We start from the raw sequence: 14,214 nt of genomic DNA, 5'->3' as shown, positions 1-14,214 counted from the left end.
TTATGGCAAAAGCAATAAAAAAACAAGCATTGGGAAGAGGATTATCGGCATTATTAAAAGATCCGGAAAACGATATAAAATCCGTAAACGATAAAAATGCCGACAAAGTTGTTGGGAATATTATTGAGCTTGAAATTGATGCCATCGAAATAAATCCGTTTCAGCCAAGAAGTAATTTCAACGAAGATTCATTACGTGAACTGGGTTCTTCCATCAAGGAATTGGGCGTTATCCAACCAATTACCGTTCGGAAATTAGCCTTCAATAAATACCAATTAATTTCGGGGGAACGACGTCTTCGTGCTTCAACATTAGTGGGTTTAACCACCGTTCCTGCTTACATCCGGATTGCGAATGACAATGAATCGTTGATTATGGCATTGGTTGAAAATATTCAACGCCATGATTTAGATCCTATTGAAATTGCGCTTTCTTACCAAAGATTGATTGATGAAATTCAACTGACTCAAGAGCAAATGAGTGAACGTGTAGGAAAAAAACGCTCCACAATTGCCAACTATTTGAGACTTTTAAAACTGGACCCAATTATCCAAACCGGAATTCGGGACGGTTTCATCAGTATGGGTCACGGTCGGGCGATAATCAATATTGAAGACCAAGATATTCAAACCGATATCTATCAAAAAATCGTGAGCCAGAATCTTTCGGTTCGTGAAACCGAAGCTTTGGTAAAAAATTACCAGGAAAGTTTAAAACCTAAACCTGCCGGCAAACCAAAATCTACGGCATTCGAAATTCCTGATTCAGAGAAAAACACTTTCAACAATTATTTTGGAACTAAAGTAGATGTGAAAATTGCCGGAAATGGAAAAGGAAAAATAACCATTCCATTTCATTCCGAGGAAGACTTCAACAGGATTATTAAACTAATAAAAGGGTAGTGAATAAAATCATTTTCATAGGTCTCCTCATTTTTGTATTGGGAAACACCTCCGTTTTTTCACAAGTGAAAACTGATGCTGTGCTGGTTGCAAAAGACACCTTGAAATCGAATGATATTGACCCGTTGACACCCGCAAAAGCAGCCTTTTATTCGGCTATTTTACCTGGACTAGGACAAGCTTACAACAAAAAATATTGGAAAATCCCGCTTGTTTACGGAGTTATTGGAACCAGTCTTTATTTTTATTCTGACAGCAACAAAAAATACAACCAATATAGAGATGCGTACAAACGAAGATTAGAAGGTTACACTGACGATCAATTTTCCTATTTGGATAAAAACAGGTTAATTGCCGGGCAAAAGTTTTATCAACGAAACCGGGATTTATCTGCCTTATTTGTTGTCGCTTTTTATGTTTTAAATATTATTGACGCCAATGTTGATGCTGCTTTGATACAATTTAACGTGAACGAAAACTTATCTGTAAAACCCGTTATTTATCCGAATGATGTAACATTGAGGACAAATATGGGACTAACATTTAATTATAATTTTTAAGCTCCTAACTCCCAAGGGGGAAATATTAGGAAATTGCAAAAAATAAAAAAAGATGGATTTTGAATCCTTCCAATATATAAAAAATAAACAAATGAAAATTGCACTTTTAGGATACGGAAAAATGGGACAGGTAATCGAAAGAATTGCTCTGGAAAGAGGTCACGAAATCGTTTTGAGAAAAGATGAGTTCAATACTTACGAAGGGCTTTCGAATGCCGATGTCGCCATTGATTTCAGCATTCCTGCCGTTGCCGTCGATAATATTTCGAGTTGCTTTTATGCCAATGTGCCTGTGGTTTCCGGAACAACCGGTTGGCTAGATCGCTATGATGAAATGGTTTCGCTTTGCACAGCAAAAAAGGGTGCTTTTTTATCGAGTTCCAACTTTAGCCTAGGCGTGAATATTTTCTTCGAACTCAATGAATATTTGGCAAAAATGATGTCAAAATTTGACGCCTATAAGGTAGAAATGGAAGAAATTCATCATACCCAAAAATTGGATGCTCCTAGTGGAACGGCAATTTCATTAGCTAAAGGGATTATAAAAAATAGCAGTTACACCAATTGGACATTGGAAAAACCAGAGCCAAAGCAAATTCACATCGAGGCTGTCAGAATCGAAAATGTTCCAGGCACGCATACGGTAACCTATAATTCGGCGGTGGATGTCATCGAAATAAAACACACGGCCCATAATCGTGATGGGTTTGCCCTTGGCGCCGTGATTGCCGCAGAATGGATTGTTGGAAAACAGGGTGTTTTTACAATGAAAGATGTATTAGATTTAAAATAAACTTATTTCACGTTTAAGGTATAAAGTTCTAACTTGAACAACCTTAAACTTCAAACTTTAAACAAAAAATTATGACACTATATCAATGGTTTGTGTTTTTCCTGATTGTACAAGTTATTCACTTTTTAGGAACTTGGAAATTATATGAAGCTGCTGGCAGAAAACGTTGGGAAGCAGCAATTCCCGTATATAATGCCATCGTTTTGATGAAAATAATAGGCCGCCCTACGTGGTGGACGCTATTACTTTTCATCCCTATCATCAACCTGATTATGTTTCCGGTTATTTGGGTCGAAACCCTGAGAAGTTTTGGAAAACGATCAAGTTTGGACACTTTCTTGGGAATAGCCACTTGTGGTCTGTATATTTTTTATGTCAATTATACCCAGAAGCTAAATTACGTAACCGACAGAAGTTTGAATCCTGACAACAAAACGGCCGACACGGTAAGTTCGCTCCTTTTTGCAATTATTGTTGCCACATTGGTGCATACCTATTTCCTACAACCTTACACTATTCCTACATCGTCATTGGAGAAATCATTATTGGTTGGCGACTTTTTGTTTGTGAGTAAAATGAATTATGGAGCTAGAGTTCCAATGACTACCATAGCATTGCCAATGGTTCATGATTCTATTCCTTTGACAAAAAGAAAATCCTATCTCAACTGGCCACAATTACCGTATTTTAGATTGCCAGCCTTCCAAAAAATACACAATTGTGACATTGTAGTTTTCAACTGGCCTGCGGATACTGTTTACAAGTTCAGGGATAATTCGGGCAGAAGAGCGGATAAGCCAATAGACAAAAAATCGAATTATGTAAAACGCTGCGTTGGAATTCCAGGCGATAGTTTATCCATTAAAGATGGAATTGTCTATATTAACGGGCAACTATTGGCTTTGCCAGAAAGAGCGAAACCGCAATATTCATACAAAGTTGCATTAGATGGAAAAACACCCATAGATTTTGAGTATCTGTTTAAAGATATGAATGTAACGGATGGTGCGGGTTTTACAAGTGACAAAAGAGATACCTTATTCATTAGCGCATTGACATCGGCCGGAGCTGAAAGATTAAAAAACGTTCCCGGAATCACTTCTGTAAAGAGAGAAATTTCTAAAGGTGTCGAAAATGGGATATTTCCTCATATCAATAAATGGAATCGCGATAACTTTGGCCCAATTTACATTCCACAGGCAGGAAAAACGGTAGCGTTAACAACAGAAACACTGCCTTTTTATAAAATGATAATCACGGAATATGAGGGAAATGACTTGAAAGTAAATGGCGACGAAATTAGAATAAATGGTCAAGTTGCAAAAGAGTATACCTTCAAACAAAACTATTATTGGATGATGGGCGACAATCGTCACAACTCTGAAGACAGTCGCTATTGGGGCTACGTGCCCGAAAATCATATTGTTGGGAAACCAGTATTCATCTGGATGAGTTGGGATACCAATGGCAAAGGATTAGGGAAAATTCGCTGGGAACGATTGTTTACAACCGTTGGCGGCGATGGACAACCACAATCCTATTTTAAATTATTCTTACTTGCTTTGGCTGCCTTTTTTGTTGGCGAATATTTTTGGAAAAAGAGAAAAGAGAAAAAAAATTAGTCAAAAGTTTAAAAGTCGAAAGTCGTAAAGTCTATTTTTAATCCAACTTTATGACCTTCGCCTTTATGACTTTAAAAACTTTAGACAAATATGAACCTTCTAATCCATCCCACTTATTTTCCTTCGATCAGCCATTTTGTGGCGATGGAGCAGGCTGATACTATAACGTTCGAAACAGAAGACAATTTCCAGAAGCAAACCAATCGTAATAGAACTTATATTTACAGCCCAAACGGGATTCAACTATTGAACATTCCCGTAAAACATTCTGGCGAAAGCCACCAAAAAACAAAAGATGTCAAAATCGAGTCCGATTTTGATTGGCAAAAACAACATTTCAAATCATTGGAAGCGGCTTATAGAAGCTCCCCTTTTTTTGAATATTTTGAAGACGACATTCGCCCCCTTTTTGAAAAAAAATACACTTTTTTATTGGATTTGAATTTTGAAACTATGGACTTTGTTTCTAAATGTTTGCGGATGAAACTCGATTATGACACCACCACCGAATACTTTCGTGAAGTGGATGCCAATACTGTAACGGATTTTAGATATTTGGTGGACGGAAAAAAAGACAATTCCAAATTTGAATCCTATACTCAGGTTTTTGGAGAAAAATACGGGTTCTTGAATAATTTGAGCATTTTGGATTTGTTGTTTAACGAAGGAAAATATGCTTTGGATTATTTGAAAAATCAGAAATTAATAATCAAATAAAGTTTCAAAATCCCCTATTCCATTGACAATTTTGCCATAATAGGATAATGGTCGGAATTCTCGAATTCAGAAAAACTTTCAAATTTCTTGACCGTCATCTTGTCATCGACAAAAATATAATCAATTCTGGCTGGATAATACCTGAATTTATAAGTGGCTCCAAAACCTGTTCCTGCTTCTTCAAAACTATCTTTTAATTTTCCTTTTATATTCCGGTAAACATAGGAAAACGGGCCATTATTCATATCGCCGCAAATGATAATGGGATATTTACATTCTTTTTTATGCTCTTTTATTATCTCGGCCTGTTGCTGTTGTTTTTTGAAAGCTTTGCTTATTCTATGGAAGAGCCTTTGTGATTTCTCCTGATTGATTCCATCGATATTTTCGTCTATTTCGGTGACATCCGGCGAAATTTTTATGGATTGAAGATGCATATTATAAACCCTAATTATGTCTTTCCCTTTTTTAATATCAGCAAAAATAACATTGTTGTTGGAGTCTGGAAACTCTATATGTCCTTGGCCAATAATGGGAAATTTGGAAAAAATTGCCTGACCCGTTTTAATTTTAACTCCTTCCATAAAAACATACCGATGAGGATATACTTTCAAATCAATATGTGCGGAATTAGAAAATTCCTGAATGCACAAAATATCAGGATTTTTATCATTGATAAAAACAAGAATATTCTCTGGGACATCCTCTCTGTCAAGCCATCTGAAAACATTAAATAAACGCACGTTATAACTCATAACAACGAAATCTTTTTCGGCATTTGGGAAATCTTTAGATGAAAATTTATAGAATTTATTGATAAACGTAATCCCCATCAAAAGCACCAAACCAGACAAAATCATTCGTTTCTTGAATTGGATGGCCCAATAGAGGAAAAACAACCCATTTAATATAAAAAACAAGGGCATAAACAAGGTAAATACCGATAAAAGCGGGAAAAGTTTTGGTGCCAAAAATGGTAAAATATACGCAATGAACGTTGATACAGTCAACACTATATTCAAAAGAAACATTACTTTATTAAACCACGAAAGGTTTTTCATATAATTATAATTTCATTGCTGTAAACTGCGACTGAACACTGTCTCTCAACTGCGCTCGAGATGACAACTGAATACTTATTTCCCTGCTCTAAACAAAAATTCTTTTTCTTCTTTTGTCAAACAATCATATCCGGAACGACTGATTTTATCCAATATTTCATCGATTTGTTGTTGCGTTTTGTCCTTTGTCATAATTTTAGAAACGGGTTTCTCCATTGGTCTTTTGTAATTTTTATGCACCTTTTTGAAAGGTGTCGATGTAGATTTACCTAACAAATTAACAAAAAAATCCATTATGCTTGAAACTATTTTACTCAAATCGGTTCCGTTTCGAAGTAATACAATAAAAATATAACCAAAAAAAGCACCTGCCAAATGGGCAATATGTCCGCCAGTATTTTCAATACGAATTTGCATCAAGTCAATAACAATAATCACGAGGGTGATATGCCAAAGTTTCACGTTCCCGATGAGCAACAACCGTACATTCATCAATGGCTGATAGGTTGTTGTAGCGACTAAAATAGCCATAATCGCTGCCGATGCGCCAACAATGGAAGCACCCAAATTCAAGAAATAATAGCCCAAAACAAAAGCAATACCGGCAAATATTGAACTCAAAACATACAAACCCAGCAATTGTTTTTGGGTGAAAAAAGTGAGAAACAAGGTACTTGAAAAATTCAAGACTATCATATTGAAAAAGATGTGCCCAAATCCATCGTGAAAAAAAGCATACGTCAAGAGCGTCCATGGTTTTGTGATAAAAACCGAAGGCTCAGAAGATAATGCAATCCAATTAGGAAAATCAAAAGCGCCAACCCTATATTGGTAAAAAAATAGTAATGAAACTAAAAAGCAAGCCACATTCCAATAGATCAACCTTTGGGTTATTCCACCTAATTTATACTGCATTTTCAAATCATCAAGAATACTACTCATTTCTTTTAAATATAATTGTTCTCCATCTTGTCATTTCGACGAAGGAGAAATCTCATTTTTTACTCTCGTTATGTGATTTCTCCTTCGTCGAAATGACAAAAATAACATTGAATACTAATTTTTAATTCCAACGATTACTGTTAAACTGGTTTTTTTTCCAATACCACATAATGGCAAAGCCAAACACCGCACCTCCTACGTGGGCAAAATGGGCTATTCCTCCGCCACCGAAAATAGATTGTCCGGAAATACCCAAATACAAATCGACCAAAACCAATCCCGGAACAAAATATTTCGCTTTTATTGGAACCGGAATAAACATCAAAGCCAATTCTGCATTGGGAAACATAAAGGCAAAAGCCACTATGGTTCCATAAATTGCTCCCGAGGCACCAACGACGGAGCCAAAATAAGCCGAAGTGAAATTTTGCAAATCAGAAACCGATAAAAGTTCCTGCCATTTGGTATTGATTTTTCCTTCGTTTAAAACTTGTAAAATTTCCGCCTTAGGAAATCCATTGGCCATAAGAGTATTTAGTCCGTCTTGAAAATAATAATAGTTTATGGCAGTATTCATCAATGCCGCTCCCAATCCGCAGGAAATATAAAAAAATAAAAACTTTTTAGCACCCCAAAAATGTTCCAAAGCAGACCCAAACGAATACAAGGCAAACATATTGAAGAAAATATGCATATAGCCGCCATGCATAAACATGTGCGTGATGGGTTGCCAAGCGTGGAAATCTGGATTTTCCGGGAAATAAAGCGCCAAAAATTTATAGGCTACATCTCCCGAAATCAGGGTTCCAATAAAAAAAAGGACATTGATAATAATTAATTGCTTTACCGTTTCGGTTACGTTTCTCATAGTGCAAATTTTTTGTCTAAATCTTCCACACGCATCGTGATGAAAGTGGGTTTTTGAAAAGGGGAAACATTGGGGTCTTTACAGGCGAAAAGCCCATTCACCACATTTTCCTGTTCTTTTTGTGTTAAATAGGTTCCTGTTTTTACCGCCAAACTCCGCGCCATAGATTTGGCAATCGTATCGTTCTGGCTGAAACTACTTTCCGGAATTCCGTCCTGCAAATCGCTCAACAATTGTTCCAATACCAGCGAAGCCTCACTTTCTGAAACATTGACCGGCAGTCCGGAAATAACGATGCTATCTTCATTTGTTTCCTCGAAAACAAAACCCGTATTGGTCAACGAAGGCTTTAATTCGGTTATCAATTGCATTTCTCCATTGGAAAAATACAAATGTAGCGGAAACAACAATTGCTGGCTTGACGCTAAATTGACCGTGATATTGGTAAGAAATTGTTCGTACAAAATGCGTTGGTGCGCCCGATTTTGATCCACGATTATCATACCAGACTTTATCGGGTTTACAATATATTTTTTATGGATTTGATGCGTTTTATGAACGGCTTGCTCCACTTCCTCATTAGTGAATAAAGACGAAGTAACTTCATCATTTTCGAAGGTCATCGTTCCAACTTCCTCCGAATCCTGTTTTAATCCTACGTATAAACTTTCCCAGTTGGCGGTAACTTCCGGTTTTCTGTAATTAATAAAATGTTTATTCGGTCTATCTTCTTCAGAAAAAGGATTGAAACTCCCGTCGACTTGAATTGTTGGTGTGGCTCCTTCCAAATCTTTATAATGGTAGGGCGTATCCAAATTGGCATCACGCTCAAAATCCAAAACGGGTGCCACATTAAATTGTCCCAAACTGTGTTTTATCGAAGAGCGTAAAATGGCGTACAAGGCAGATTCATCATCAAACTTGATTTCCGTTTTTGTAGGATGAATATTGATGTCAATGGTGTTTGGCGGTACGGTCAAATATAAAAAATAACTCGGTTGCGCGCCGTCTTTCAAGATTCCGTCATAAGCCGCCATCACGGCGTGATGCAAATAACCACTTTTTATAAAGCGATCATTGACGAAGAAAAACTGTTCGCCTCGATTTTTCTTGGCAAATTCGGGTTTGCAAACAAAACCCTGAATGCTCACGATTTCGGTTTCTTCGTTAACGGGAACCAATTTTTCATTGGTTTTGCCCGAAAAAACATTCACGATTCGTTGTCTCAAAGTCGAAGGATGCAAATTGAACATCTCGCTTCCGTTGTGGTAAAACGTAAAATATATTTTGGGGTGTGCCAAAGCCACTCGATGAAATTCATCAATAATATGACGGTATTCCACCGTATCCGATTTCAGGAAATTGCGACGTGCGGGAATATTAAAAAATAAATTTTTGACTCCAAAAGAAGTTCCTTTTGGCAAAACCGCCACATCCTGCGACACAAACTTGCTGCCTTCAATTACGATATGCGTTCCCAGTTCTTCTTGGTCTTGTTTGGTTTTCATTTCCACGTGGGCAATGGCGGCAATCGATGCCAATGCTTCTCCACGGAAACCTTTAGTATGCAACGAAAACAAGTCTTCGGCCTGACGAATTTTTGAAGTGGCGTGACGCTCAAAACACAAACGGGCATCGGTAACACTCATTCCCATTCCATTATCAATAACTTGAACCAATGATTTTCCGGCATCTTTCAGGATTAATTTGACATCGGTTGCACCTGCATCAACGGCATTTTCCAACAATTCCTTAACAACAGAAGCGGGTCTTTGAACGACTTCTCCGGCAGCAATTTGATTGGCAACATGATCAGGAAGTAATTGAATAATACTCGACATTAAAAAAATGGTTTAAAGTTTAACCCTTCGACTGCGCTCAGGGTGACAATAGTTTTTAGTTTGTTTTTTAAAACCAACGGCGTACAAATTTAATGAATTTCCATTAGGTATTATAGCTAACTTTCTCTTAAAAAAAAACCTATACCATCAGTAGAACAGTATAGGTTTTATAGTTTTATGATTTATTTTCTACTCTTCCAACAGTGGCAAACCTTCGATTTGCAATGGTCCAGTTGACAATAATTGCTGATTTTTAAATTGGTGACTAAACGAAGCCTGATGTCTTAAATACGCCATTTTTATGGCAGCAATGGCAGCTTCCGTTCCCTTGTTACCGTGTTTTCCACCACTTCTGTCAATAGACTGTTGTATGTTATTATCGGTCAAAACACAAAAAATAACAGGAATATCCGTTTCTACATTCAAATCTTTTATCCCTTGCGAAACCGCTTCACATACATAATCAAAGTGTTTGGTTTGTCCTTGAATCACACAACCAATGGCTATCACGGCATCCACGTTTTGGGTTTGCAACATTTTTTTGGCTCCATAAACAAGTTCGAAGCTTCCAGGAACATTCCATCGAACAATGTGTTCCGAGGGCACTTCATTGTCTAAAAGACCTTTGACCGCGCCATAACAAAGTCCTTCGGTTATGGTATCATTCCATTCTGAAACAACAATTCCAAAACGAAAATTTTTCGCGTCTGGAACAGCGTTTTTATCGTACTCTGATAAATTTTTATCTCCGGTTGCCATTTTATTTTAGAATTAAGATTAGGATTTTAGATTTAAAAATCTAAAATTTAACTATTGAGCCAATCCTATCAAAACATCTATAGAAGCAGCTTCTGGAGACGCATCAAAATTATCTTTAATATCCGTGAAATATTTAAGCGCATCTGTTTTATTTCCTAATGCCAAGGCTGTTTTTCCTGCTTTCAACAAGAAACGCGGCGTTGTAAAATCATTTTTATTGGCGCTAACGGCTTTCAGGTAATTATCCAAAGCTTCTTTTGGTTGGTTATTTTCAGAATAGGCATCCCCTATTGCTCCTTTTGCCAAAGCACTTAAAACAATATCATCTGATTTGAATTTGCCTAAATACTCAATCGCTTCAGTATATTTACCAGTATTCAAATAAGCAATACCTGCATAATAATTGGCAATATTTCCGGCATCAGTTCCAGAATATTCATCGGCAATTTTTACAAAACCAAATTTCCCCTCAGAACCATTCAAAGATAACTTATATAAAGAATCGCTTGCAACTCCGCCTGTGGCTTTTTGAAAGTTCTGTTGTGCAACAAACATTTCGCTTGCAGCTTCATCTTCTTTTGGCGCAGCAACAAATTTTTCGTAAGCCAAATAACCAATGGTAAATAAAGCGACAACTGTGACAAATCCAATAATAATTTTTTGATTTCTAGCCACAAAATCCTCAGTTTTTGAGGCTGTTGCATCTAATGTTGAAAATACACCTGCAGTTGCACTGTTTTTCTCAATAACTTTTATGTCTTCCGTAACCTCTTTTACTTCTTTTTCTTTTGGTGCTTTATATCCTCTTTTATTATAAGTAGCCATTTATTTTTAATTTAGTGAGTCGCAAAAATAAAATTTTTATTCTAACCTTCATAAAAAAATTGCCTTTATATTTAAATAAAAAAATATTTCTTTTATTTAAGGGGTTCTTTCCTTCTATCGGCAAAATATTTACTCTTGAAAACGTCTAAAAGCCATTTTTATCGATATTTTTCGATAATTTGCACCCACTTTAAAAAACAATGAGAAAAAGCAAAATTCTCAACACCAGCAAGCTTTACCAATGTATCTAAAAAATATTTCATTATTCAATTATAAGAATTTTTCCGAAGCCAATTTCGAATTTGTGGGCAAAATAAATTGTTTTGTAGGTAAAAACGGAATTGGAAAAACCAATGTACTTGATGCAATCTACCATTTATCCTACGGAAAAAGTTATTTCAACCCGCTGGCGGTCCAGAATATCAAACACGGAGAAGAATTTTTTGTGATTGATGGCGAATTTGAAATCAACGAAAGAAACGAACAAATAATTTGCAGCCTCAAAAAAGGACAAAAAAAAATATTGAAGCGTAACGGGAAAATCTACGATAAGTTTTCCGAACACGTAGGTTTCATCCCTTTGGTCATTATTTCGCCCGCCGACAGGGATTTGATTGTTGAAGGCAGCGAAACCAGAAGGAAATTTATGGACAGCGTCATTTCGCAATTGGATTCCCAATATCTAAAACAACTCATCCAATACCAAAAAGTGATGAGTCAGCGCAATGCGCTGTTGAAATATTTCGCCTTAAACTTTGTTTTCGAAAACGACACCCTTTCTATTTATAATGAACAACTCGACAGTTTTGGAAAATACATTTTCGAAAAGCGCAAACAATTCATCGAACAATTTATTCCCATTTTCAACACGCACCATCAAGCCATAACAGGTTCACAGGAAACGGTTCAATTGGTTTACGAAAGCCATTTAATCGAGAATGATTTGTTGACGCTTTTACAAGAAAATATCAATAAAGACAGAGCTTTGCATTACACGAGCATGGGAATCCACAAAGACGATTTATCGTTTGAAATTGACCATTATCCAATAAAGAAATTTGGATCCCAAGGCCAACAAAAATCTTTTCTGATTGCCCTAAAACTGGCTCAGTTTGAATTTTTAAAGAATCAAAGCGGCACAAAACCAATATTGCTGTTTGATGACATCTTTGATAAATTAGATGAAAGCCGGGTAGCCAAAATAATCGAAATGGTCAACAGTGACACCTTTGGGCAGCTTTTTATTTCGGATACACATCCGGAACGTACCGAAAAAATCGTAAAATCGACTCATCAAACTTATAAAATATTTAATCTGTAATTTTTTAATAATTCGTATATTTACTTTATCTAAAATACCTTAAAAATGAAACATCAAATCCTATCACTGATTTTTGTTGGTTTCCTTTTTACTGGTTGCAAGGCGCAAAACACTAAAAACTTCCCGACAACTTTTACAGAAAAAAGTAGCATAATTCCAAATGACTCATTGGGCGTTGTAGATTATTCATCCGCCAAAAACTGGGCAGTTTTACCCGGAAATTATCCTGCAAATTTGAAAGATTATCCCGTGCAAAATCCACAGGATTCAATTGATGTATTTTATGTTTACCCAACATTAATTGTTTCGGACAAAGACGAAAGATGGAACGTGCCGATAGATGACAGTATTCAAAGAAAAAAAGTCCTCAATACTGCCGTTCGTCTTCAGGCATCGGCCTGGGGAAGTTCCGGTAGTTTGTATATTCCCTATTACCGACAAGCACATCTTCGTTCCTATTCCAACCTTGAAAGCGGTGGAACGACTGCATTATTGCTGGCTTATTCGGATTTAAAAGCGGCATTCGAATATTATTTGGAACATTATAATCACGGTCGAGGAATCATTCTGGTAGGACATAGCCAAGGCAGCACGCATGTCGCCGCATTATTACGCGATTTTTTTGATGAAAAACCTTTGCAAAATCAATTGGTGGCAGCTTACATTCCCGGAATAGGTTTCGATAAAAACCAATTTTGTACGATTCCGTTTATGGATCATCCTGATCAAACAGGAGGATTTGTAACTTGGAACACCTTCAAAAAAAGGTTTGACAAAGAAAAATACAAATGGTACAAAGGAAAAGTTGTGATTAATCCCGTGACTTGGGACACCACGGCAATTGCAAAAAGGGAACTCCACAAAGGGTTCTTATTTTCCAATGGCAAAATGTATAAAAATAGTTTTGTTACGCATGTGGGAAATGGCGTAATCTGGATATCCACGCCACATTTTCCCTACCGTTATTTAATCTTCACCATGCGAAATTACCATATCGGCGACGTTAATTTATTTTGGGAGGATATACGGGAAAATTCCCTTTTAAGAGTCCAAACCTATCTTGCGAAGAAGAAAAGTTTTTATTATGCAAAAGAAGGAAATGCAAATTATACCATTCCTTAATATAAAATAGTCCAATAGTTTCGGCATAATGCCGCTGTACATTTCATTTGACCCAATCTTTATTGGACCACTTTGAAATAACAAACGGCATTAAATAAATTTAGATTTCTTTAACTCTTTGTTTCCTAATTGCAAATAGAAATTACTTATTTTAGCCTTTTAAAACTTAAACCCAAATTATTATGAAATTTCGTCACTTATTCTTCCTGTTCATATCCTTTGCCATTTCATCCTGCAATGGCCAACCATCAAAAAATATAGAATCTGTTTCTCCTGAGATTTTCGCCAAAAAAATAAGTGAAACTCCAAAAGCACAAATTTTGGATGTAAGAACACCTGAAGAATTCGCATCGGAACATATCGACAATGCAGAAAATGTCAATTGGCTTGGAGATGATTTTGCCGCAGCTGCCGCCAAATACGATAAATCAAAACCCGTTTTTGTTTATTGCAAAAGTGGGGCAAGAAGTGCGAAAGCCGCTGAAAAATTACAGGAGTTGGGTTTCAAAACCATTTATCAATTAGATGGCGGACTTTTGAAATGGAACGCTGCGGGAATGTCAAAACCAACTGATAAAATCATTGGCATGTCCAGTCAGGAATATGGAGAATTATTGAATACAGACAAAAAAGTATTGATAGATTTTAATGCCAAATGGTGTGCGCCTTGCAAAATAATGGCTCCTTATCTTGATAAAATGCAAAAAGAAATGGCTGACAAAGTGGTTATCGTTAGCTTAGATGCCGACGAAAACAAAACCTTGATCAATGAAATGAAAATCGACGAACTTCCCACTCTTATATTATACCAAAACAAGAAAGTGATATGGAAGCATTCCGGTTTTATCAGTGAAGAAGACTTGAATAAACAATTGCAATAA

Annotated in this window: 14 protein-coding genes; 8 read left to right on the top strand and 6 right to left on the bottom strand. The window is 36.4% G+C overall.

Features of this window, described 5'->3' with window-relative positions; translation table 11 throughout:
- Positions 1-2: 2 nt before the first annotated feature.
- From B2145_RS02020 to B2145_RS02000, 5 genes are all read left to right on the top strand, one after another.
- Positions 3-902 (top strand): ParB/RepB/Spo0J family partition protein, encoded by a 900-nt coding sequence (locus tag B2145_RS02020; protein ID WP_291097599.1) that lies wholly within the window; start codon positions 3-5, stop codon positions 900-902.
- On the top strand, positions 902-1,462 hold the full coding sequence (locus tag B2145_RS02015; protein WP_291097597.1) for a DUF5683 domain-containing protein: 561 nt from the start codon (positions 902-904) through the stop codon (positions 1,460-1,462). The genes B2145_RS02020 and B2145_RS02015 overlap by 1 nt, the downstream gene beginning before the upstream one ends.
- A 91-nt stretch (positions 1,463-1,553) precedes the next feature.
- On the top strand, positions 1,554-2,255 hold the full coding sequence (gene dapB, locus B2145_RS02010; protein WP_291097595.1) for a 4-hydroxy-tetrahydrodipicolinate reductase: 702 nt from the start codon (positions 1,554-1,556) through the stop codon (positions 2,253-2,255).
- A 71-nt stretch (positions 2,256-2,326) separates the two neighbouring features.
- Entirely contained in the window at positions 2,327-3,877 is a 1,551-nt protein-coding gene (gene lepB / locus B2145_RS02005) for a signal peptidase I (protein ID WP_291097593.1), read from the top strand.
- 90 nt (positions 3,878-3,967) lie between these two features.
- Complete coding sequence (locus B2145_RS02000; RefSeq protein WP_291097591.1) at positions 3,968-4,594, top strand: WbqC family protein; 627 nt, start codon at positions 3,968-3,970, stop codon at positions 4,592-4,594.
- Between the two features lie 14 nt (positions 4,595-4,608).
- On the opposite strand, the gene B2145_RS01995 is transcribed toward B2145_RS02000, so the two are convergent.
- The 6 genes from B2145_RS01995 to B2145_RS01970 all read right to left on the bottom strand — a co-directional run bounded on the left by B2145_RS01995 (position 4,609) and on the right by B2145_RS01970 (position 10,890).
- Positions 4,609-5,655, bottom strand: coding sequence for an endonuclease/exonuclease/phosphatase family protein (locus tag B2145_RS01995; protein WP_291097589.1), 1,047 nt, complete (start codon positions 5,653-5,655; stop codon positions 4,609-4,611).
- 75 nt (positions 5,656-5,730) lie between these two features.
- On the bottom strand, positions 5,731-6,597 hold the full coding sequence (locus B2145_RS01990) for a rhomboid family intramembrane serine protease (protein WP_291097587.1): 867 nt from the start codon (positions 6,595-6,597) through the stop codon (positions 5,731-5,733).
- A 121-nt stretch (positions 6,598-6,718) separates the two neighbouring features.
- The gene (locus B2145_RS01985) at positions 6,719-7,465 is read right to left on the bottom strand and encodes a rhomboid family intramembrane serine protease (protein ID WP_291097585.1); all 747 of its coding nucleotides are present in this window, start codon (positions 7,463-7,465) and stop codon (positions 6,719-6,721) included.
- Positions 7,462-9,306, bottom strand: coding sequence for a DNA mismatch repair endonuclease MutL (gene mutL, locus B2145_RS01980; RefSeq protein WP_291097583.1), 1,845 nt, complete (start codon positions 9,304-9,306; stop codon positions 7,462-7,464). Before mutL ends, B2145_RS01985 begins: the two co-directional genes overlap by 4 nt.
- A gap of 189 nt (positions 9,307-9,495) precedes the next feature.
- Positions 9,496-10,065, bottom strand: a complete 570-nt coding sequence (gene ribH, locus B2145_RS01975) for a 6,7-dimethyl-8-ribityllumazine synthase (protein WP_291097581.1) — start codon at positions 10,063-10,065, stop codon at positions 9,496-9,498.
- 51 nt (positions 10,066-10,116) lie between these two features.
- A complete protein-coding gene (locus tag B2145_RS01970; RefSeq protein WP_291097579.1) occupies positions 10,117-10,890 on the bottom strand; it encodes a tetratricopeptide repeat protein in 774 nt (257 codons plus the stop codon).
- Positions 10,891-11,131: 241 nt separating this feature from the next.
- Between B2145_RS01970 and recF the strand changes: the two genes are divergently transcribed.
- From recF to B2145_RS01955, 3 genes are all read left to right on the top strand, one after another.
- Complete coding sequence (gene recF / locus B2145_RS01965; RefSeq protein WP_291097577.1) at positions 11,132-12,211, top strand: DNA replication/repair protein RecF; 1,080 nt, start codon at positions 11,132-11,134, stop codon at positions 12,209-12,211.
- A gap of 45 nt (positions 12,212-12,256) precedes the next feature.
- Positions 12,257-13,333 (top strand): DUF3089 domain-containing protein, encoded by a 1,077-nt coding sequence (locus B2145_RS01960; RefSeq protein ID WP_291097575.1) that lies wholly within the window; start codon positions 12,257-12,259, stop codon positions 13,331-13,333.
- 182 nt (positions 13,334-13,515) lie between these two features.
- The gene (locus B2145_RS01955; RefSeq protein ID WP_291097573.1) at positions 13,516-14,214 is read left to right on the top strand and encodes a thioredoxin domain-containing protein; all 699 of its coding nucleotides are present in this window, start codon (positions 13,516-13,518) and stop codon (positions 14,212-14,214) included.

The sequence above is a fragment of the Flavobacterium sp. UBA5153 genome, assembly GCA_002413745.1.
GTDB lineage: Bacteria > Bacteroidota > Bacteroidia > Flavobacteriales > Flavobacteriaceae > Flavobacterium.
The sequence above is the reverse complement of the archived record's forward strand: the minus strand, read 5'-3'. Positions and strand labels throughout refer to the sequence as shown.

Coding starts and splice junctions, on each gene's coding strand:
- B2145_RS02020 (WP_291097599.1), top strand. CDS start 3: ATGGCAAAAGCAATAAAAAAACAAGCATTGGGAAGAGGATTATCGGCA.
- dapB (WP_291097595.1), top strand. CDS start 1,554: ATGAAAATTGCACTTTTAGGATACGGAAAAATGGGACAGGTAATCGAA.
- lepB (WP_291097593.1), top strand. CDS start 2,327: ATGACACTATATCAATGGTTTGTGTTTTTCCTGATTGTACAAGTTATT.
- B2145_RS02000 (WP_291097591.1), top strand. CDS start 3,968: ATGAACCTTCTAATCCATCCCACTTATTTTCCTTCGATCAGCCATTTT.
- B2145_RS01995 (WP_291097589.1), bottom strand. CDS start 5,655: ATGAAAAACCTTTCGTGGTTTAATAAAGTAATGTTTCTTTTGAATATA.
- B2145_RS01990 (WP_291097587.1), bottom strand. CDS start 6,597: ATGAGTAGTATTCTTGATGATTTGAAAATGCAGTATAAATTAGGTGGA.
- B2145_RS01985 (WP_291097585.1), bottom strand. CDS start 7,465: ATGAGAAACGTAACCGAAACGGTAAAGCAATTAATTATTATCAATGTC.
- mutL (WP_291097583.1), bottom strand. CDS start 9,306: ATGTCGAGTATTATTCAATTACTTCCTGATCATGTTGCCAATCAAATT.
- ribH (WP_291097581.1), bottom strand. CDS start 10,065: ATGGCAACCGGAGATAAAAATTTATCAGAGTACGATAAAAACGCTGTT.
- B2145_RS01970 (WP_291097579.1), bottom strand. CDS start 10,890: ATGGCTACTTATAATAAAAGAGGATATAAAGCACCAAAAGAAAAAGAA.
- recF (WP_291097577.1), top strand. CDS start 11,132: ATGTATCTAAAAAATATTTCATTATTCAATTATAAGAATTTTTCCGAA.
- B2145_RS01960 (WP_291097575.1), top strand. CDS start 12,257: ATGAAACATCAAATCCTATCACTGATTTTTGTTGGTTTCCTTTTTACT.
- B2145_RS01955 (WP_291097573.1), top strand. CDS start 13,516: ATGAAATTTCGTCACTTATTCTTCCTGTTCATATCCTTTGCCATTTCA.